Genomic DNA, 21,728 nt, shown 5'->3' with positions numbered 1-21,728 from the left:
ATGGGTTGCCTTTGAGGAAGCACAACTGATGCTTCCGAAAAGACCCAGGTCGGAGATACCGCGAGGTATACAAGACTCTGAGCCTTCCGGGAAAGGGCGTTCCAATCCACTCTTCCCCGTAACTTGCATCGCCTTCACAGTGCCGCGGGCGTACCCACCCCACTGTTAAAGGCTGCGCATTCTACTGGCTGATACCAGGTGTAGTCAAGCCCGGAGCGTTATACGCCCCGGGCTGACCAGTTCCGGATCAGATTTCGTCGTCGTCCGAATCGAGGGCGGTCAACTGAGCACCCAGCTCCTGCTCGACGTCGTAGGCCGACGGCTGGAGTTGACGATCGACGTCCTCGCGCCGACGGCGACGTTCCGCGTGATGGGTCAAGCCGGTACCAGCCGGGATCAGACGTCCCACCACTACGTTTTCCTTCAAGCCACGCAGGTAATCGCGCTTGCCGGTGACAGCCGCTTCGGTCAACACGCGAGTGGTCTCCTGGAAGGAGGCCGCGGAGATGAACGACTCGGTTGCCAGGCTGGCCTTGGTGATACCCAGCAGCAGACGCTGGTACTTGGCCGGGAACTTTTCCTGCGCCTGGAGCGCAACATTCTGCTCCAGCACACGCACCAGCTCGACCTGATCACCCGGGATGAAGTCGGAATCACCAGCGTCGGCGATTTCGACCTTGCGCAGCATCTGACGCACGATGACTTCGATGTGCTTGTCATTGATGCCCACGCCCTGCAGGCGGTAAACGTCCTGGACTTCGGCGACGATGTACTTGGCCAGCTCGGAGATACCCAGCAGGCGCAGGATGTCGTGCGGGTTGCTCGGACCGTCCGAGATGACCTCGCCCTTCTCCACCGACTCACCTTCAAATACCGCGATCTGACGCCACTTCGGAATCAGCATCTCGAAGACATCACCTTCGCTCGGCGTGATGGTCAGACGACGCTTGCCCTTGGTTTCCTTGCCGAAGCTGATCACACCGCTGATTTCGGCGAGGATCGCCGGCTCTTTCGGCTTACGCGCCTCGAACAGGTCGGCAACCCGCGGCAGACCACCGGTGATGTCCTTGTTACCGGACGCTTCAACCGGGATACGTGCAACGATTTCACCCACACCGATGCTTGAACCGTTGTCCACGGTGACGATCGCGTTGCCCGGCAGCAGGTACTGCACTGGCGTATCGGAACCGGACACCGTTACCGGCTTGCCGGCGGCATTGTTGAGCATGATCATCGGACGCTTGTCACGACCGGCCATCGGACGCGCAGCGGCTTCGATGATCTCGATGGACGACAGCCCCGTCATCTCATCGACGCTACGGTGCATGGTCAGGCCCTCGTCCATATCGACATAGTGCACCTGACCCTCGGCCTCAGCAACGATCGGGTGGGTGTGCGGATCCCACTTGGCCACGGACTGGCCAGCATCCACCGCGTCACCGTCACGAACCGACAGCTCGGCACCGTAGGGCAGCTTGTAGTACTCGCGCTCACGGCCATGCTCGTCGGCCACCGCCAACGCACTGGAGCGGGATACCACCACCAGCTTGCCATCGGAGCGCTCCACGAACTTGATGTTGTGCAGACGCACCTTGCCGCCGTGCTTGACCTGAACGCTGTCCACCGCGGAAGACCGCGATGCCGCACCACCGATGTGGAAGGTACGCATGGTCAGCTGGGTACCCGGCTCACCGATGGACTGGGCAGCGATAACACCGACCGCCTCACCGATGTTGACCTGGTGGCCACGCGCCAGATCACGACCGTAGCAGGAAGCACACACGCCGTGACTGGTTTCACAGGTAATGGTGCTGCGTACGATGATCTCGTCGACGCCCATGGTGTCGAGCTGCTCACACCAGGCTTCGTCAAGCAGGGTGCCACGCGGAATCAGCACTTCATCGGTAGCCGGATCGATGACATCCTGTGCCACCACGCGACCCAGCACACGCTGCGCCAGCGATACGATGATATCGCCACCCTCGATGACCGGGTGCAGCGTCATGCCCCTTTCGGTGCCGCAATCGACTTCCGTGATGACCATGTCCTGGGCCACGTCGACCAGACGACGGGTCAGGTAACCGGAGTTGGCTGTCTTGAGTGCCGTATCCGCCAAACCCTTACGAGCACCGTGGGTCGAGATGAAGTACTGCAGTACGTTCAGACCTTCACGGAAGTTGGCAACGATCGGCGTCTCGATGATCGAGCCATCCGGCTTGGCCATCAGGCCACGCATACCGGCCAACTGACGAATCTGAGCGGCACTACCACGAGCGCCGGAGTCGGCCATGATGAAGACGCTGTTGAACGAGTCCTGTTCAACCTCGTTGCCATCACGATCGATCACACTCTCCTTGGAGATACCGGCCATCATCGCCTTGGCGACCTGGTCGTTGGCACGTGCCCAGATATCGATGACCTTGTTGTACTTCTCGCCCGCAGTCACCAGACCGGAGGAGAACTGGTCCTCGATTTCCTTGACCTCGTCTTCCGCCGCCTCGACGATCTGGGCCTTGGCCTCCGGGATAACGAAGTCGTTGACGCCGATGGAGGCGCCGGACCAGGTGGCCAGACGGAAGCCGGTGTACATCAGCTGGTCAGCAAAGATGACCGCAGCCTTCAGACCGGCGCGACGGTACACCTCATTGATCAGCTTGGAGATGGCCTTCTTCTTCATCGCCTGATCGACGAGATCGAAAGGCACACCTTCCGGCAGAATGCGGAACAGCAGCGCACGACCGACAGTCGTTTCGCGCAGGCGACGATGCTCGGAGCGTTCGCCGCTTTCCTCGTCGACGTCAACCTCGTCGAGACGCACCTTGACACGTGCGTGCAGCGAGACATGCTGGGTACCAAAGGCTCGCTCGACCTCGTTGAGGCCGGAGAACACCATGCCCTCGCCCTTGGCATTGATCCGCTCACGGGTCATGTAGTACAGACCCAGTACCACGTCCTGAGACGGTACAATGATCGGTTCGCCGTTGGCCGGAGACAGCACGTTGTTGGTGGCCATCATCAGCGCACGAGCTTCGAGCTGGGCTTCCAGAGTCAGCGGTACGTGTACCGCCATCTGGTCACCGTCGAAGTCGGCGTTGTAGGCAGCACAGACCAGCGGGTGCAGCTGGATGGCCTTGCCTTCGATCAGCAGCGGCTCGAACGCCTGGATACCCAGACGGTGCAGGGTCGGCGCACGGTTGAGCAGTACCGGGTGCTCGCGGATGACATCGGCAAGGATGTCCCACACCTCGGGCAGCTCACGCTCGACCATCTTCTTGGCAGCCTTGATGGTCGACGCCTGGCCACTGGCCTGCAGCTTGGAATAGATGAACGGCTTGAACAGCTCAAGCGCCATCTTCTTGGGCAGGCCGCACTGGTGCAGACGCAGGGTCGGGCCCACGGTGATGACCGAACGACCGGAGTAGTCAACACGCTTACCCAGCAGGTTCTGACGGAAACGACCCTGCTTGCCCTTGATCATGTCGGCCAGCGACTTGAGCGGACGCTTGTTGGAACCGGTGATGGCGCGACCACGACGACCGTTGTCGAGCAGCGCATCCACGGATTCCTGCAGCATCCGCTTCTCGTTGCGCACGATGATATCCGGCGCATTGAGGTCAAGCAGGCGCTTGAGGCGGTTGTTGCGGTTGATCACACGACGGTACAGATCGTTGAGATCCGAGGTCGCGAAGCGGCCGCCATCCAGCGGTACCAGCGGACGCAGGTCCGGCGGCAGCACGGGCAGCACTTCCATCACCATCCAGGCCGGATCGTTGCCGGAGCCCTGGAAGGCTTCGAGCAGCTTGAGGCGCTTGGACAGCTTCTTGATCTTGGTTTCGGAATTGGTCTGCGGGATTTCCTCACGCAGACGATCGACCTCCTCGTCGAGATCGATATCCTTGAGCATCGCCTGAACGGCCTCGGCACCCATACGGGCATCGAAGTCGTCGCCGAATTCCTCGAGGGCCTCGAAGTACTGCTCATCATTGAGCAGCTGGCCACGCTCGAGAGTGGTCATGCCCGGATCGACGACCATGAAGCTCTCGAAATAGAGCACACGCTCGATGTCACGCAGGGTCATGTCCATCAGCATGCCGATACGAGACGGCAGCGACTTCAGGAACCAGATATGAGCGACCGGGCTGGCCAGCTCGATGTGGCCCATGCGCTCGCGGCGCACGGCGGCCTTGGTGACCTCAACGCCACACTTTTCACAGATGATGCCGCGATGCTTCATGCGCTTGTACTTGCCGCACAAGCACTCGTAGTCCTTCACCGGGCCGAAGATCTTGGCGCAGAACAGGCCATCGCGCTCCGGCTTGAAGGTACGATAGTTGATGGTCTCCGGCTTCTTGACCTCACCGAAGGACCAGGAACGGATCATGTCGGGCGAGGCGAGCGTGATCTTGATCGCATCGAACTCGTCTGACTGCGACTGCGATTTGAGGACTTTCACCAAATCTTTCATTGGGTCGGCTCCGTTGCGGAGTTGTCATGGGCGGGGGCCGAAGCCCCCGCGGACCGTCATTCTTTGAAGCGCCGTGAACGGCCGCCTCAACCCTCCAGTTCGATATCGATGCCCAGCGAGCGGATTTCCTTCACCAATACGTTGAAGGATTCCGGCATGCCCGCTTGCATGGTGTGGTCGCCATCCACGATGCTCTTGTACATCTTGGTACGACCCTCCACGTCATCGGACTTGACCGTGAGCATTTCCTGCAGAGTGTAAGCGGCGCCATAGGCCTCCAGGGCCCAGACCTCCATCTCACCAAAGCGCTGACCACCGAACTGCGCCTTACCACCCAGCGGCTGCTGAGTAACAAGCGAGTAGGAGCCGGTGGAACGCGCGTGCATCTTGTCATCGACCAGGTGGTTGAGCTTCAACATATACATGTAGCCCACCGTCACCGGGCGGTCGAAGGACTCACCGGTACGACCATCATAGAGCGTCATCTGGCCGGAATCCGGCAGATCAGCCAGCTTCAGCAGGTGCTTGATCTCATGCTCACGAGCACCGTCGAACACCGGCGTTGCCATCGGTACGCCTTTCTTGAGGTTCTTCGCCAGCGCGATGACTTCGTCATCGCTCAACAGCGACAGATCCTCGACTCGGGTTCCATCGGTGGAGTTGTACACCTGGGTCAGGAACTCACGAATCTCGGCCACCTGCTGTTCGCGTGCATCACGCAGCATGTGCTCGATCTTCACACCGAGGCCACGCGCGGCCATGCCGAGGTGAGTCTCGAGGATCTGACCAACGTTCATGCGCGACGGTACGCCCAGCGGGTTGAGTACCACATCGATGGACTCACCCTGGTCATCGAATGGCATGTCCTCGATCGGCATGATCGCGGAAATGACACCCTTGTTACCGTGACGGCCGGCCATCTTGTCACCCGGCTGCAGACGACGCTTGATTGCCAGGTAGACCTTGACGATCTTGAGTACGCCCGGTGCCAGGTCGTCGCCCTGAGTGAGCTTGCGCTTCTTGTCCTCGAAACGCTCGTCCATCTCCTTGCGACGATTTTCCAGCTGCTCGTCGGCCTGAGCCAGCAGCTCGTTGAACGCCTCGTCCTGCATGCGCAGCTTGAACCACTGCTGACGCGGCAACTCCTCGAGGTACTCGTCGGACAGCACGTCGCCCTTCTTCAGCTGCGGACCACCATTGACCGGCTGGCCGGACAGAGTGCGCTGGAGACGTTCGAAGGTAGCGTCTTCCGCGATGCGGTAGGTTTCCTGCAGGTCCTTGCGCACCTCGTCGAGCTGCATCTGCTCAATGGACAGAGCACGCGAGTCCTTCTCGACGCCGTCACGGGTAAATACCTGGACGTCGATGACAGTACCCTTCATGCCGGTCGGCGCGCGCAGCGAGGTGTCCTTGACGTCGGACGCCTTCTCACCAAAGATCGCACGCAGCAGCTTCTCTTCCGGCGTCAGCTGGGTCTCACCCTTGGGCGTGACCTTACCGACCAGAATGTCACCCGGACCGACTTCGGCACCGATGTAGACCACACCAGCCTCATCCAGCTTACCCAGTGCCGACTCACCAACGTTGGGAATATCGGAAGTAATTTCTTCCGGGCCCAGCTTGGTGTCACGGGACACACAGGTCAGTTCCTGAATGTGGATAGTGGTGAAACGATCTTCCTGGACCACCCGCTCGGACAGCAGGATGGAATCCTCGAAGTTGTAGCCGTTCCACGGCATGAAGGCGATGCGCATGTTCTGACCCAGCGCCAGATCACCCATGTCGACAGAGGGACCATCAGCGAGGATGTCGCCACGCGCCACACTGTCGCCCGGGCGCACGATCGGGCGCTGGTTCTGACAGGTGTTCTGGTTGGAACGCAGATACTTGGTCAGGTTGTAGATATCAACGCCGGCTTCACCGCCGATGATCTCGTCTTCCTTGACACGTACCACGATACGCTTGGCGTCGACCGAATCGATCACACCACCACGACGCGCCACGGCACAGACGCCGGAGTCACGCGCCACAAAGCGCTCCATGCCGGTACCCACCAGCGGCTTGTCGGCACGCAGGGTCGGCACCGCCTGGCGCTGCATGTTTGCCCCCATCAGGGCGCGGTTGGCGTCATCGTGCTCGAGGAACGGAATCAACGCTGCCGCCACGGACACCACCTGACGCGGTGACACGTCCATCAGCGTGACCTGCTCGGGACGCATGAAGGTGGTTTCACCCTTGTGACGTACCTGCACCAGATCGTCGATCAGCTGGTTCTGTTCGTTGACGGTGGCCGATGCCTGGGCGATGACGAAGTCACCTTCCTCGATGGCCGACAGGTGGACCACCTCGTCGGTCACCTGGCTGTCCACGACCTTGCGGTACGGCGTCTCGAGGAAGCCATAGCTGTTGGTGTGGCTGTAAGTGGCCAGCGAGTTGATCAGACCGATGTTCGGACCTTCCGGTGTCTCGATCGGGCACAGACGGCCATAGTGAGTGGCGTGAACGTCACGCACTTCGAAGCCAGCCCGCTCACGGGTCAGACCGCCCGGACCGAGGGCCGACACACGACGCTTGTGGGTAACCTCGGACAGCGGGTTGTTCTGGTCCATGAACTGCGACAGCTGGGATGAACCGAAGAACTCCTTGACCGCAGCAGCCACCGGCTTGGCGTTGATCAGGTCCTGCGGCATCAAGCCTTCGCTCTCGGCCATGGACAGACGTTCCTTGACCGCGCGCTCGACACGCACCAGGCCAACACGGAACTGGTTCTCGGCCATCTCACCGACACAGCGGATACGACGGTTGCCCAGGTGGTCGATGTCATCGACGTCGCCGAAGCCGTTACGGATGTTGATCAACTCGCGCAGTACGTCGAGGATATCCCCCTTGTCCAGCACGCCGGAGCCGGTATCGGACTCTCGACGCAGACGGCGGTTGAACTTCATGCGGCCAACACCGGACAGATCGTAACGATCCTCGGTGAAGAACAGGTTGTTGAACAGCGTCTCGGCAGCTTCCTTGGTGGGCGGCTCGCCGGGGCGCATCATGCGATAGATCTCGACCAGCGCCTCGAGCTGGGAACCGGTGGTATCCAGCTTGAGGGTATCGGAGACGAACGGACCACAATCGAGGTCGTTGGTGTACAGCGTCTCGAGCGTGGTAATACCCGCCTGACCGAGGGTTTCCAGCAACTCCGGAGTGATTTCGGTGTTGCACGGACAGATCAACTCGCCAGTGGCGGTGTTCATCTGATCCTTCGCCAGGGTCTTGCCGAACAGGTAGTCCATCGGCACTTCGAGGCGCTCGAGGCCGGCTTTCTCCAGCTGACGGATATGCTTCTGGGTAATACGGCGACCTTCCTCGACGATGACATTGCCATCACCGTCCTTGATGTCGAAGGTCGCGGTTTCGCCACGCAGGCGAGACGGCACCAGCTCCACAGAGAAGCCGGACTTCTCGATGTGGAACACACTGGTGTCGAAGAACTCGTCGAGAATCTCCTCGGCGCTCATCCCGAGGGCACGCAACAACACGCTCGCCGGCAGCTTGCGGCGACGGTCGATACGCACGAAGACGTTGTCCTTGGGATCGAACTCGAAGTCGAGCCAGGAGCCACGGTAGGGAATCACCCGCGCGGAGTACAGCAGCTTACCGGAAGAGTGACTCTTGCCCTTGTCGTGGTCGAAGAACACACCCGGGCTGCGGTGGAGCTGGGACACGATGACCCGCTCGGTACCATTGACAACGAAGGTACCGTTCTCGGTCATCAGGGGGATTTCCCCCATGTAGACTTCCTGCTCCTTGATGTCCTTGATGGCCTTGTTCGAGGAGTCCCGATCGTAGATGATCAGGCGAACCTTGACGCGCAAGGGAGCGGAATAGGTGACGCCACGCAGCTGGCACTCCTTGACATCAAAGGCCGGAGTACCGAAACGGTAGCTGACATACTCGAGGGCTGCGTTGCCAGAGAAGCTCTCGATCGGGAACACGGATTTGAAGGCGGCGTGCAGGCCAGCTTCTATGCGCTCCTCGGGCGAACGATCCTGCTGGAGAAAGTCGTAGTAGGAATCAAGCTGGATGGCCAGCAGGTAAGGCACATCCATCACTTGGGGCAGTTTGCCGAAATCCTTGCGGATGCGTTTTTTCTCAGTGTATGAGTAAGCCATCTGTATTCCCCAGCTTGTTCACCATGGGTGACCGATGCGTGTCGGCGCCACCCGACGGATCAGGCTCCGTCAGGCGCTGACGGCAAGCCCCTTGAGAGGGCTCGCCGTCGGAATTCTGCAAGTTGCAAAATCGTTTATGATCAAGCAACTAGTGACAACAGAAAAAGGCCGGTAGCGGGCGTCCCGCCACCAGCCGTGGAAGCTTACGCAGCGCGTGAAGCCATGGGCACAAGGATTACTTGAGCTCCACGGAAGCGCCAGCTTCTTCCAGCTTCTTCTTGGCCTCTTCGGCGTCGTCCTTGCTCATCGCTTCCTTCAGGGTAGCCGGAGCACCGTCGACAGCGCCTTTGGCTTCCTTCAGGCCGAGACCAGTGATTTCGCGAACGGCCTTGATGACGTTGACCTTCTTGTCGCCAGCGGCGGTCAGAACCAGGTCAAATTCAGTCTGCTCTTCAGCAGCAGCAGCGCCGTCGCCAGCCGGGCCAGCCACAACAGCGGCAGCGGCAGAAACGCCGAACTTCTCTTCCATTGCTTCGATCAGTTCAACAACTTCCATCACGGACATGTCGGAGACGGCGTTGATGATATCGTCTTTGGTCAGTGCCATTGTCTAGATTCCTGATTTTGCGGGCGTCTCGCCTTGCGAGTACGCGGGGTTGATCATGCAGCCTGTGCGAACCAGCAGGGCGCCTTAAGCGGCCGCTTCCTGCTTCTGATCGCGCAGTGCAGCGAGAGTACGAACCAGCTTGCCGGCAGAAGCTTCCTTCATGACGGACATCAGCTTGGCGATCGCCTCGTCGTAAGTCGGCAGCGTTGCCAGACGGTCGAGATCCTTGGCCGGAATCAACTCGCCTTCGTAGGCCAGCGCCTTGACTTCGAAGTTCTGCTCAGTCTTGGCGAATTCCTTGAACAGACGGGCAGCAGCGCCCGGATGCTCGAGGGAGAACGCCAACAGAGACGGACCAACGAAAGTCTCGTTCAGGCACTCCCAGGGAGTACCTGTCAGGGCGCGGCGAGCCAGAGTGTTGCGCACAACACGAACCTGGACGCCATTCTCGCGGGCCTGCTTGCGCAGCTCGGTCATCTTGTCGACCGCTACACCACGAGAGTCGGCAACTACGACGGAGAGTGCATCCCTGGCGACTTCACTGACCTCGGCAACAATTGCCTTCTTGCCTTCGAGTGCTAGTGCCACTGTGATCACTCCTTCGTGCCGGAACCCGGAGGCTCCGGTGGTTACCATCTCCCCCTTCCACAACCTCGCGGAAGGAGGGGCTTGTATGATGGTGCTCACCAGAGAACTGGCGGCAACACCATCTGCGCAGGTGTCCCGAGGGACGATTAAGCTACCGGCTCCAGCCGGCGGCGCCTGCGGTCTTTGACGGTGCCCGGCACGGGTACCGCAAAGTATCGGAACCTTGCATCAATCTCGTCGGAGACATGACAGCAACGCTCCTCTTTCAGATTCTGGTCTTCCGCCAGGCCGGCGAGGACGCAACCTCTCCCCCGCCGACCCAGCGCATCAATCACACCAGTGCGGAGTGATCGACGGTCAGACCCGGGCCCATGGTGGTGGACAGGGTCATCTTCTTGAAGTACACGCCCTTGGAAGTGCTCGGCTTGAGCTTCTTCAGGTCGGCGATCAGCGCCTCCAGGTTGCCCTTGATGGCAGCGGCGTCGAAATCGGCCTTGCCCAGAGTCGTGTGGATGATGCCGTTCTTGTCGGTACGGAAACGCACCTGACCCGCCTTGGCATTCTTGACCGCAGTCGCAACGTCAGGCGTTACGGTGCCGACCTTGGGGTTCGGCATCAGGCCGCGCGGACCAAGGATCTGGCCCAGCTGACCGACAACACGCATCGCGTCCGGAGAGGCGATAACGACGTCGAAATCGAGCTGGCCTTTCTTGACCTGCTCAGCCAGGTCGTCCATGCCCACGATGTCAGCACCGGCTTCCTTCGCTGCATCAGCATTGGCGCCCTGGGTGAAGACAGCAACGCGGACGTCCTTGCCGGTACCGTTCGGCATGACAGTCGCGCCGCGCACAACCTGGTCGGATTTACGCGGATCAACACCGAGGTTGATGGCCACGTCCAGCGACTCGTTGAACTTGACGGTGGACAGCTCGGCGAGCAGAGCCACGGCTTCTTCGAAAGAGTAAGCCTTGGTCGAGTCGACCTTCTCGCCAATCAGCTTGGCGCGCTTGGTAAGCTTGGCCATGATCAGAGACCCTCCACGTTGAGGCCCATGCTGCGGGCACTACCAGCAATGGTACGCACAGCGGCGTCGAGATCAGCAGCCGTCAGATCCGGCTCCTTGGTCCTGGCGATCTCTTCGAGCTGCTCGCGGGTCACGGTACCGACCTTCTTCTTGTTCGGCTCACCAGAGCCGGACTTGATACCAGCTGCCTTCTTCAGCAGAACCGCAGCAGGCGGAGTCTTGGTGACGAAGGTGAAGCTGCGGTCAGAGTAGACGGTGATAACCACGGGAGTCGGGAGGCCCGGCTCGATGTTCTGGGTCTCAGCGTTGAACGCCTTGCAGAACTCCATGATGTTGACACCGTGCTGACCCAGAGCGGGGCCCACGGGGGGGCTCGGGTTGGCTTTACCAGCTGCAACCTGCAGCTTGATGTAAGCCTGAACTTTCTTGGCCATGATATGACTCCATTTGGGTACAAACGCCTTGACGGCTCCCCGGACTGAACGACTGCCTCAGGCCGAACAACGGACACAGGGCAGTCACCAACATTCAATACCACTCAACAACCACAGCGGGCTTGCGGCAATCGGCCACAAGCCCTGAACCCCAGCGCCGTCCTTCTCCGCTATTCCTTCTCTACCTGGGAGAATTCCAGCTCGACTGGCGTCGCGCGCCCGAAGATCAGAACACTGACCTGCAGACGGCTCTTGTCATAGTTGACTTCTTCGACCACGCCATTGAAGTCGGCAAAGGGTCCGTCAACCACACGCACCGACTGACCAGGTTCAAACATGGTCTTGGGCCGGGGCTTCTCGGAACCATCACGCACACGACTGAGGATGGCATCCGCCTCGCGCTGGGTAATCGGCGCAGGCTTCTCCTTGGTTCCGCCAATGAACCCCATCACACGCGGTGTCTCATTGACGAGGTGCCATGTCGCGTCTTCCATTTCCATCTCGACCAGCACATAGCCGGGATAGAACTTGCGCTCACTCTTGCGGCGCTTGCCGTCACGCATCTCGACAACTTCTTCAACCGGCACCAGAATCTCACCAAAGAGATCTTCCATGCCGTGCATCTTCACCCGCTCGATAAGAGAGCGCATGACGTGCTTCTCGAAGCCGGAGTAGGCGTGAACGACATACCAACGCTTGGACATGGAAACTCCTAACCGATAACGCCGGACATTGCCCAGCTGAGCAACGTGTCGATCAACCACAACAGCAGACCCACCACCAGCACCGCAGCCAGTACAATAGCCGTGGTCTGAATGGTTTCTGGCCGGGTCGGCCATACGACACGCTGAATTTCCTTCCTGGCGCTGCGCGCCAACTCGACAAGCTCACGCCCCTTGGTCGTCATCAGGGCGACAGCAGCCGCAACAACAGCCAGGGCAACAACACCCAGCACACGGTACAGGAGCGGCTGATCGGCAAAATAGGTGTTGCCGACCACGGCCAGCACCAGCAGAATGACGACAACCGCCCACTTGAGCCCGTCGTGGCGCGACTCCTGCACCTCGGCGTTATGCTTCATGAAAACGAGACTCCTCAGGGCGCGGCAATCGAAACAAGATAGTATATAAAAAACTGCCAGCCTGGGGAAGACTGGCAGGCCAGGAGGGAATCGAACCCCCAACCTGCGGTTTTGGAGACCGCTGCTCTGCCAATTGAGCTACTGGCCTGTACTCGATGCTGACTATTTCTTGCAGTGACCGTCCTTTGCGGACAGCCTTTGCAACAGCGGGCGCAATGATAGCGGAGCCAATCCAGATTGACAACCCCTGCGCACCCCATCCGCCACACACCCTGCAGCGGAGCAAAGAAAAAGCGAGCCTTGGCTCGCTTTCTCGATATGGAGCTCATGGACGGATTTGAACCGTCGACCTCACCCTTACCAAGGGTGTGCTCTACCCCTGAGCTACATGAGCGCACTCTGCATTGCAGCCTAAACTGCATGTAATGCTGGAGCGGGCAGCGGGAATCGAACCCGCATCATCAGCTTGGAAGGCTGAGGTTCTACCATTGAACCATGCCCGCAAACCATGCCTGACTCACCACCTGCCAGGCCCGCATGCCCCGCTTGACGACCACAAGCCATCCGGGACATCCGGCTTTAATCTGGTGGAGGGGGAAGGATTCGAACCTTCGAAGCTTTCGCGGCAGATTTACAGTCTGCTCCCTTTGGCCACTCGGGAACCCCTCCAACTGGCGAAGCATTCTACCTGGTCGCTTCGCAATGTCAAGTGATTGTTTCCAAAAAGTTGTTTGTCGAAAACAACCTGAACCATCACTGACCTGTTCCGCTGACCGACGTCCAAAAACAACCGGTCTATCTCGGAACGCGGCGTATTCTGTCAGAGCAACATGGAGAACGCAAGAGCTGCACGTATCTTTTCCAGTGCAACCGGACGCGGAGGCACCGGCGCCCCCGCCATTCGGCCAGCACGTTCCGCCGCCGTCAGCGGAAAACAGGCCTCCAGCCCGGCATACACCATATCCGGCCAGATGGCATGTGGAACCCGTATCCCTCTCGACACCACCCTCGCATCGCCACCGGTAACCAGCATCGGCAAGGCGACACCTTCCCGGTCACAGACTTCGCTGTAGATGCGATTGACGGCACTGACTGCCGCCATGTAGATACCGTGATTGACAGCCTCCACAGTACGCCTGCCAGGCGCCAGTAATTCATCGGCCTCGCTGTCCGGGTCGATGGCAACGTTGCGCGTACCCAGCTTGAGGCTCTCCTTCATCAGGCGCAGCCCAGGCAGGATATACCCGCCGAGATGGCGTCCGCCGGGCAGGACAAAGTCAATAGTGATGGCGCTACCGCAGTCGACAGTGCAGCTGGCCCCCGCCAACTGGTAGCCGGCCAGAGCCCCCATCCAACGGTCCACACCCAACCGCCCGGGCTCGACATAGCCATTGGTGACACCCAGCGCCTCACGAGTCGAACGTGCCACATGCACGGCACCCACCCGATCCTTCAGCAGCTGTTCGGTCTGCGCCAGCACGGAGCGCCTGGCGACACTGGAGATCCGCACGGTATCGACGATATCGAGGTCAGGGATATCAGCCCCCGGCCGCCATTCCTCGCGAGTCCAGACCGCACCACGTGAGCGAATCTCGCTGCTGACCGAATCCTTCAGCCGCCACTTCGATAGAGTGTTACCGATATCAAGATCGAGAATCATGGGCGGCCACGTACACTGATCTCACCTCCCACGAGGCGTTCATGGCCACCGTCACCACGCACCCAAAGGTTCCCACTGTCATCAACCTCTCCTGCCACCATGATGTCATGACGCTCGCCGCGAATGACCTCCACTTCACACCCGGCAAAGGCATGCAACCTATTCCAGGCGTATTGCCAGGCCGCAAAGCGCTGCTCTTCAAAGCCTGCCAGCATCGCCAGCAGGCCGTCCAGCAGTTCCGCCGCCAGTCGATTGCGCGTCAGACCCTGCGCATGATCATGCACACAGGCAACCGGCTGGTCGATGGTGGCGCGGAACTCCTCGGGCAAGTCCACATTGATCCCCATTCCCAGCACGACTTCACAGGGACCCGCCGCATCCCCGCTGATCTCGACCAGAATGCCGGCCAGCTTGCCATACCCCTGGCTGGCACTCCCCTGGGGATCCTTCGGCAGCAGCACATCATTGGGCCATTTCAGCGCCGGCCGCAAACCATGGCGTTCCAGCACCTGTGCCAGCACGACTCCGATTGCCAGGCTCAGGCCCTCGAGGGCAACCACACCTGATTCGAAGCGCCAGCCGATGGAACACATCAGGGTACGGCCCCAGGGCGTTGTCCACACGCGCCCACGACGCCCCCTCCCCGCGCTCTGCTGCTCAACGAGGCAGACTTCGCCATGTCCGGCTCCCTGGCGGAAGCGCTCACGCAGGAACTCATTGCTCGATGGCAAGGTATCCTCAACGAACAGGCGAGTCAGAAGGTGGCGCGCATCCGGGCCGAGCGCCGACACGATGCTGGGACCGTCCAGCAACTCCAGCGGCTGAGCCAGCCGGTAACCCTGTCCCTTGACCGCCTCCATGGCAATGCCGAGATCCTCCAGCTTGCGTAGCTGTTTCCATACCGCCGCGCGTGATACGCCGAGCTTCTCGCCCAATTGCTGGCCGGAATGGAACTCACCATCACTCAACAGGCGAATCAACTCACCAATGGTCATTACGCGTGCCCTGATTCGGGAAAAGCGCATAGTCTATCGAAAGTCGTCAGATGCCGGAAATTGCATGACATATTTTATCGTCGAACTTCATCGACCGAGTTGGCCATATCCTTGACGCAAGACGGGCCTCTGCCATCGGCAGAGGCCCGTCCAGTGGTGTGGGCGGCAGGCTTCGCCTTCTCTATCTCGCCGCCGCGAGCTCACCAGCGGCACTGGAATCCAGCACCTCGGCAGGCTCATCGACTGCGAAGATACCACCGCTGAGACGTCTTACCCGCTTCATGAACAGGGCGATGCACAACAGCGTACCAACAGCAGCCACCGCCATGCTTATCGGCATTGACTGACCGAGGCCCATGTTCGGCTCCCAGACGATATAAGTGAAGGTCGCCATGGTCATGAAGGTGGCCGGCAGGGATGTTATCAGATGCGGCTTGCGCGACAGCACCAGATACATGGTCGCTACCCACAGGGCGATTACGGCGGTGGTCTGGTTGGCCCAGGAAAAATAGCGCCACAACAGTGTGAAATCGATCTGGGTCAGGGCCGCCGACAACACGAACAAGGGTGCCGCTACCAACAAACGCTTGAGTATCGGCTTCTGATCGACCTTCAGGTAATCGGCAATGATCATGCGCGCACTGCGGAAGGCTGTATCTCCGGACGTGATCGGCAGCACGATCACACCAAGCACCGCCAGAGTGCCACCAATGGCGCCGAGCATGGACACGGAAACCTCGCTGACCACCGCGGCGGGACCACCAGCGGCGAGCACCGACGCCAGGCTCTGTTCGCCGTGAAACAGGCTCATTGCCGCCGCCGCCCAGATCATGGCGATCACGCCTTCGGTAATCATCATGCCGTAGAAGATCTTGCGACCACTGGACTCGTTTTCGGTAGTGCGCGAGATGATAGGTGTCTGGGTCGCATGGAAGCCGGACAGGGCACCGCAGGAGATGGTCAGGAACAACAGCGGGAAGATGGGAGCACCTTCCGGATGCAGGTTGTCGAAGGTCAGTTCGGGAATCGGTGCTCCGGTCACGATCAGGCCAATGCCGATACCTGCAGCACTGAACAGCAACAGAGCACCGAAGTAGGGGTAGACGCGGCCAATTACCTTGTCGATCGGCAGCAGAGTGGCCACCAGGTAATAGACAAAGATCAAGCCAATGATCAGCGGCAGGGTCAGGGACGTCATATTGGCCAGCAGGGTCGCCGGCGAAGTGACGAAGACCGTTCCCACCAGCAGCAGCAGCAGGATGGCAAAACCGTTGACCACATGCTTCATGACCTTGCCGAGAAACTTGCCAGCCAGTTGCGGCAAGTGGGCGCCATGATTGCGAATCGAGATCATCCCGGTCAGATAGTCATGTACCGCACCCGCGAAGATGCAGCCGACCACGATCCAGACAAAGGCCACCGGACCATAGAGAGCGCCGAGGATCGGACCGAAAATGGGGCCGACGCCAGCGATGTTGAGCAGCTGGATCAATGAGTTGCGCGTGGTGTTCATCGGCACGTAGTCGATATCATCGCGCATGGTGAAGGCCGGAGTACGCCGCTTGCGGTCGGTGACGAAAACTCGCTCGACGAATCTGCCATATGTGAAGTAACCCACTATCAACAGCAGGATCGACGCTATGAATGTAATCATCCAGGACACCTCCAGGAAGAGCCCGGGCGCTCTGCAAGCACCCATCAGGAACGGGACTGCCGGGATAGCATCCGGTCAGCAAGTAGGGGCAATCTACTTAGGCACCTAACAGAGCACATCTATACTTTAGTTCAAGATCAATTAGGTATGCATATAATGCAGGCCGGTAAATCGATGGGCCTTCATGACATGGCACCGTTCACCGCATGCCCTGACAGACCATCAATCCTGCTGTGAGAGGTGCTGAATGATCCTTCTCGCCGCCGGCCACAGCACAGTGCCGTGATCCTCTCCGGGAAACACCGCCAGTTCGGTAGCCAACTCAGGACAATGGTCCTGTAGCCGCTCCCCCAGTTCGATGGTGTTATCGACCATCGCCCGCTGTCTCCGCAAGGCATCCCTCTCCGGCGTCTGATCCCGGGGCCTCGGCGACTGCTCATCCCCGCCGACCCCCAGCAGCAGACTGCGTCCCGACAGGGTTTCGCACCACTCGGTATCGCCCATGAGGTCGACCAGCTGACGCTTGAACTCGCCCCCTTGCCACCATAGCGAGGGACTGATGGCGATATAGTCACGAAAGCACAGTGGACACTGCTGCATGGTATACAGCGTGAACAACCCTCCGAGGGAATGACCGAACAGCGCCTGGCGAGACTCATTGATGGAGTAACGCTCGGCAATCAAGGGCTTCAATTGCTGCGCGATGAAGTCGAGAAAGGCTTCAGCACCGCCCCGCCCTGCCTCACCATCATCACGAAACGTCATGGGTGGCGTAAAATCAGCAGAGCGGCGCTCCACGGCGAAACGCTCCACTCCCGGATAGCCGATACCAACGATCAGCAGTGGACTACCATCGCCCTCCGGCCCCTGGCGCGTCAGGGTCTCCCGAGCCTCTCGGAGCAACGGTAGGCGCGCATTGCCATCCAGCACATAGAGCACCGGGTAGCCCTCGGCAGGTGCGGGCTGAGCGGGCAGAGCCACTTCTATCCAGTACTCCCCGGCAGCATCACTCGTGTCCACTGCAAAGGCTTCGCTACGGGGCAGCGCCACTGCTACGGGAACACTGTTCTCAACCAGAAAGTCCTCGACCGGGAAGGGAGATGAATTCCCCCTTCCCGCCGCTGGCATCATTGCCATCAGTAACATCCCTGTTGCGGCCCATACCAGGCATTTTCGATCAGAAATCATAACGCAATGTAGCGACGGCACTGGCGGGTGCCCCCGGGAAATTGAAGGTGTTGGCAGCACCGACACGGGTATAGTAGTCACGATCGAAGATGTTGTAGAAATTGAGCTGGCCACTCAACTGGCGAGTGAAGTCGTAGCCGAGCATGGCATCGAACACTGCATAACCCGGCGCTTCTATACCGCTGCTGGTACTGAAGTCACTGACCGCTGTCATGCCACCACCAACATTCAGGCCATCCAGAGCACCTCCTTCGAAGGAGTACTTACTCCACAGGTTGACCTGGTTCTCCGGCATCAGCGGGAAGGTGAAGTCATCCGGCGTCTCTTCCTTCACCTCGATATCCATGTAGGTGTAACCGAAGATCAAGTCCCATTGTGGCGTGATGCTGCCGACCACTTCCAACTCCGCACCGGTGACCTCAACCTCACCGCTATCGATGTAGTAATCGGCCCCGGGGTCCGAGGACGCTGCGGCGCGATGACTATCGGTCAGACTGAAGGCACTGATGCGGGCATTCAGGTCTCCGTCAAGGTAGCTTCCCTTGATGCCCAGCTCATACTGATCACCTTCACGCGGATCGATCAGATCGTCGCTGGCATTGATCCGAGTCTGAGGCTTGAACACTCTGGAGTAGCTGCCATACAGCGAGTGATTCCAGTCCAGGTCATAGACCAGTCCTGCATAGGGAGTGATGGCCGTATCATCCATGGACGCCTGACTGTCGCCAGCCCGATCGTTGTAGTGAACATCGAAATGACTGACACGGGCACCGGCAATCAAGGCCAGCGACTCGAGCGGACGCACCACCACCTTGCCATAGGCGCCGGTTTCCTCAAGCTGTGACTGATAATCACTGAAACGGAAGCCCGGCGTCCCTGCTTCCGCAGAAGAGAGAATGTCCACATAGCTCAGGTCGTTGAGCTCGTCCTTCGTCACCGAGCCGGAGGTCAATCCACGTGTACGTCCCTGCTGACTATCGGTGTCGTAGTCCTTGTAGTCGACCCCCACGACAAACTCGTTGGCATTGCCGAAGGCATCGAAAGCCTGGGTATAACTCGCATCCAATGACAACGCCTGCTCATCAACTACACTGCCGAACCCGGCAGCACCAAGCCGGCCTTCCTCATCCAGGGCACTGCCACCGAAGGCGTAGTTCATGTCGGCGTCACGGTCACTGTAACGTGCCGCAAGGCGTCCATAACCACCATTGGTGAAGCGATGGGTCAGCTCGGCAATGACGTCGTACGACTCGCTGTCGAAGTCGTTCCAGTCTGCACCGTAGAAATCCTCTCGGTGTCCGTAGAGCAGGTTGCCGTCACTGCCCAGCGGCTGCCCATTATTGACGACGATGTCCCGAGCATTGTGAATGAACCCAAGCGACAGCTCGGTGGCATCGGAGAGGACAATATCCAACGCCGCATAGAGGTCAGTCTGCTGATTCTCGTTGCTGTCGACCCACTCCGGCTGCTGTGTCTGCTCAGCGACCAGTCGACCGCGTATGCGCCCCTGACTGTCGAGGGGGCCGGAAACATCAACTCCGGCACGGTAGTCATGTTCGGTACCAACACTACCGGTCAGCTCGCCCTGAAAGCTGTCCGTGGGGCGTTTGCGGACCAGGTTGACGATACCGCCCATCTCACTGGTGCTGTTGAACAGCCCCGAGGGGCCACGCATGATCTCGACTCGATCAAAGGCCGCCAGTGAGGGCAAGGTGCCATTGATACTGGCCATCGGTGCCGGCAGGCCATCAATGCTGTAGGCATCGTATTCGTAGCCGCGCGCGAAGATCGATGAACGCCCACTGTCGTTGCTGAGCGTGCGCACTCCCGGCGTATGGCGAGCCAGCTGATCAAGAGTACTGAAGTTCTGGTCCTTGATGGCCTCATGGGTCACCACACTGACCGACTGGGGAATATCCCGCAGCGCCGCCGGCACCTTGGTGCCTACCGTAACCGCATCAACGGAATAGCCTCCCGTAGCCTCACTGGACAGCATGTCATAGAGGCGCACGCCAATGACGCGCTCGGTGCCAAGATCCACGTCGGCTGTCACGCCGTCCTGCGCCGCCACTCCCGCAGAGAGCGTCAGTACGCCTCCAGCGCACAGCGATTGAAGTACCCACCCCTTGTTCTGCTTCATGATGCCCCTTTCCCGTTAATAAGCTTAATGATAACGAGTTGCATTTATTTTGTGTGATGGGCATTGTTACATCCTGAAACCGGCATTTCCTTTGCACGGCAACCAGTCATATTTGCGGATACGGCAGAAATGCCGATCCTGCTCAATCAGGACATGCAAAAGTGGGAGTCTTCAACAATTCACCTCTGGTGGGCCTCGGTGACATTCGTTCACTGGCCAGCGTGCTTACCCTGGATCATCGCTGCTCCACCACAATGAAGCCTCTCGGCCAGGCCCCTCTACTGGGGCACATGTACCAGCACGAGGTGCAACCGGGGCTCTTCCTGCGCATCAACCGTATACGTGACCGTGTCGGCCTACATAGCGAAGCCATGCTGTCACCTGGCCTGAAGGTAGCGGTGGTATGGAAGGGGGAGGCGCGCATCAGCCTGGCGGACCGGTCCCTGGTGCTGGGCCAGAGTCGCCGCTTCAAAGCTATGATCGCGGCCATGGATCAGCCTGCGGTCTTCCAGCGCAAGGGCATCAAGGGCGGAGTCGAATACAGCGTGGTACTGACCGCGACCCCAGCCTGGCTGTTGCGCCGCCTCGGCCACAGCTCGGCACTCAGGCTCTTCGATGCTTCAGCAGACCAGCAGCCTCCTGTGCAGCCGCCCAGAATAGAGTACTGGCAACCGTCCCGGAATCTTGTCCACAGGCTCGAATCCCTTGATATCTCGTCCACAACCACTTCTCTGCGACTTCTGGATCTCGAGGCTGTAGCGCTCAACCTGATCAGTGAGTCCCTGGACGCCATCGACTCCCCCGCCATCCACTGCAGTTCACATCCACACGACTGGACCCAGAGACTGGAAGGCTTGATCAACAGCGGAGAAGCCGGGCAACTGAGCCAGTCGCAGTTGGCCCAACGCCTGGGCATGAGCCTGCGTCAGCTACAGCGCCGATATCATCGAGAATTCGGCGCCCCACTGGGAGAGCACCTGAGACAAAGAAGGCTCCAGCGCGCCCATGATGCCCTCGCCCACGAACCCATCAGCATCGAAAGCGCCGCCGCCATTGCCGGCTACAACAGCGCCGCCAACTTTGCCACCGCCTTTCGCAAGGTCTACGGCATGACCCCCAGCGCCTGTCGAAAACAGGGGAAGGTGTGAGCTTCGAGCTTCGAGCTTCGAGCTTCGAGCTTCGAGCTTCGAGCTTCGAGCTTCGAGCAGCATGGTGCCACGGCACTGCTCGCAGCCCGAGCGTAGCGTGCTCGAGGCTCGTGGCGTGCTCGAGGCTCGTGGCCTGCCCCATAACGCGAAAAACCCCGACCATCGCTCGATGACCGGGGTTGCTCTGAATATGGCAAGCGGTGAACAGCATGGTGGCACGGAACCGCTCGCGGCCCGAGCGCAGCGTGCTCGGCGCTCGAAGCAAAAAAAATCCCCCGGACGTATCCGGGGGATTTTTTCGAATAAATGCCTGACGATGACCTACTCTCACATGGGGAGACCCCACACTACCATCGGCGCTGAGCGGTTTCACTACTGAGTTCGGCAAGGGATCAGGTGGTTCACACTCGCTATGGTCGTCAGGCGAAAAGGGTGTAGATCATGCCGACGTGATACGTCTCTGTATCCGGTCAATCGTAAATTTCGTGCGTCATCGACCAAAACCACTTGGGTGTTATATGGTCAAGCCTCACGGACCATTAGTACCGGTTAGCTCAACGCCTTGCAGCGCTTCCACA

Annotated in this window: 14 protein-coding genes, 4 tRNA genes and 1 rRNA gene; 1 reads left to right on the top strand and 18 read right to left on the bottom strand. The window is 59.6% G+C overall.

The features are described from left to right. Positions 1-247 precede the first annotated feature (247 nt). From rpoC to BUE38_RS16465, 17 genes are all read right to left on the bottom strand, one after another. The gene (rpoC, locus tag BUE38_RS16545; RefSeq protein WP_073436352.1) at positions 248-4,465 is read right to left on the bottom strand and encodes a DNA-directed RNA polymerase subunit beta'; all 4,218 of its coding nucleotides are present in this window, start codon (positions 4,463-4,465) and stop codon (positions 248-250) included. Positions 4,466-4,551: 86 nt separating this feature from the next. Then, the gene (gene rpoB, locus BUE38_RS16540; RefSeq protein ID WP_073436351.1) at positions 4,552-8,631 is read right to left on the bottom strand and encodes a DNA-directed RNA polymerase subunit beta; all 4,080 of its coding nucleotides are present in this window, start codon (positions 8,629-8,631) and stop codon (positions 4,552-4,554) included. Positions 8,632-8,866: 235 nt separating this feature from the next. Beyond that, positions 8,867-9,238, bottom strand: coding sequence for a 50S ribosomal protein L7/L12 (gene rplL, locus BUE38_RS16535; protein WP_073436350.1), 372 nt, complete (start codon positions 9,236-9,238; stop codon positions 8,867-8,869). An 84-nt stretch (positions 9,239-9,322) separates the two neighbouring features. After that, positions 9,323-9,826 (bottom strand): 50S ribosomal protein L10, encoded by a 504-nt coding sequence (rplJ, locus tag BUE38_RS16530; RefSeq protein ID WP_073436552.1) that lies wholly within the window; start codon positions 9,824-9,826, stop codon positions 9,323-9,325. A 331-nt stretch (positions 9,827-10,157) separates the two neighbouring features. Beyond that, entirely contained in the window at positions 10,158-10,850 is a 693-nt protein-coding gene (gene rplA / locus BUE38_RS16525) for a 50S ribosomal protein L1 (RefSeq protein WP_073436349.1), read from the bottom strand. A 2-nt stretch (positions 10,851-10,852) separates the two neighbouring features. Next, positions 10,853-11,284, bottom strand: a complete 432-nt coding sequence (rplK, locus tag BUE38_RS16520; RefSeq protein WP_073436348.1) for a 50S ribosomal protein L11 — start codon at positions 11,282-11,284, stop codon at positions 10,853-10,855. Between the two features lie 170 nt (positions 11,285-11,454). Further along, positions 11,455-11,988, bottom strand: coding sequence for a transcription termination/antitermination protein NusG (gene nusG / locus BUE38_RS16515; RefSeq protein ID WP_073436347.1), 534 nt, complete (start codon positions 11,986-11,988; stop codon positions 11,455-11,457). An 8-nt stretch (positions 11,989-11,996) separates the two neighbouring features. Continuing rightward, positions 11,997-12,365, bottom strand: coding sequence for a preprotein translocase subunit SecE (secE, locus tag BUE38_RS16510; protein ID WP_073436346.1), 369 nt, complete (start codon positions 12,363-12,365; stop codon positions 11,997-11,999). A 72-nt stretch (positions 12,366-12,437) separates the two neighbouring features. Beyond that, positions 12,438-12,513: transfer RNA gene (locus BUE38_RS16505), tRNA-Trp, on the bottom strand. 171 nt (positions 12,514-12,684) lie between these two features. Then, positions 12,685-12,759, bottom strand: a tRNA-Thr gene (locus tag BUE38_RS16500). A 35-nt stretch (positions 12,760-12,794) separates the two neighbouring features. After that, a tRNA-Gly gene (locus tag BUE38_RS16495) sits at positions 12,795-12,868 on the bottom strand. An 82-nt stretch (positions 12,869-12,950) separates the two neighbouring features. Then, positions 12,951-13,034: transfer RNA gene (locus BUE38_RS16490), tRNA-Tyr, on the bottom strand. Positions 13,035-13,185: 151 nt separating this feature from the next. Then, positions 13,186-14,025 (bottom strand): type III pantothenate kinase, encoded by an 840-nt coding sequence (locus BUE38_RS16485; protein ID WP_073436345.1) that lies wholly within the window; start codon positions 14,023-14,025, stop codon positions 13,186-13,188. After that, complete coding sequence (locus BUE38_RS16480) at positions 14,022-15,020, bottom strand: biotin--[acetyl-CoA-carboxylase] ligase (RefSeq protein WP_073436344.1); 999 nt, start codon at positions 15,018-15,020, stop codon at positions 14,022-14,024. The genes BUE38_RS16485 and BUE38_RS16480 overlap by 4 nt, the downstream gene beginning before the upstream one ends. A 181-nt stretch (positions 15,021-15,201) precedes the next feature. Beyond that, entirely contained in the window at positions 15,202-16,674 is a 1,473-nt protein-coding gene (locus BUE38_RS16475) for a carbon starvation CstA family protein (RefSeq protein ID WP_073436343.1), read from the bottom strand. Between the two features lie 222 nt (positions 16,675-16,896). Continuing rightward, complete coding sequence (locus BUE38_RS16470; protein WP_159438905.1) at positions 16,897-17,811, bottom strand: alpha/beta hydrolase; 915 nt, start codon at positions 17,809-17,811, stop codon at positions 16,897-16,899. A 40-nt stretch (positions 17,812-17,851) separates the two neighbouring features. Continuing rightward, positions 17,852-20,002, bottom strand: a complete 2,151-nt coding sequence (locus BUE38_RS16465; protein ID WP_073436341.1) for a TonB-dependent siderophore receptor — start codon at positions 20,000-20,002, stop codon at positions 17,852-17,854. 161 nt (positions 20,003-20,163) lie between these two features. On the opposite strand from BUE38_RS16465, the gene BUE38_RS16460 reads away from it, so the two are divergent. Next, complete coding sequence (locus tag BUE38_RS16460) at positions 20,164-21,150, top strand: helix-turn-helix domain-containing protein (RefSeq protein WP_073436340.1); 987 nt, start codon at positions 20,164-20,166, stop codon at positions 21,148-21,150. 308 nt (positions 21,151-21,458) lie between these two features. Here the strand turns inward: BUE38_RS16460 and rrf are convergent. Further along, positions 21,459-21,574: ribosomal RNA gene (rrf, locus tag BUE38_RS16455) — 5S ribosomal RNA — on the bottom strand. Positions 21,575-21,728: the final 154 nt, after the last annotated feature.

Source organism: Halomonas cupida (assembly GCF_900142755.1).
GTDB lineage: Bacteria > Pseudomonadota > Gammaproteobacteria > Pseudomonadales > Halomonadaceae > Halomonas > Halomonas cupida.
This window is presented reverse-complemented; position numbering and strand designations above follow the sequence as displayed.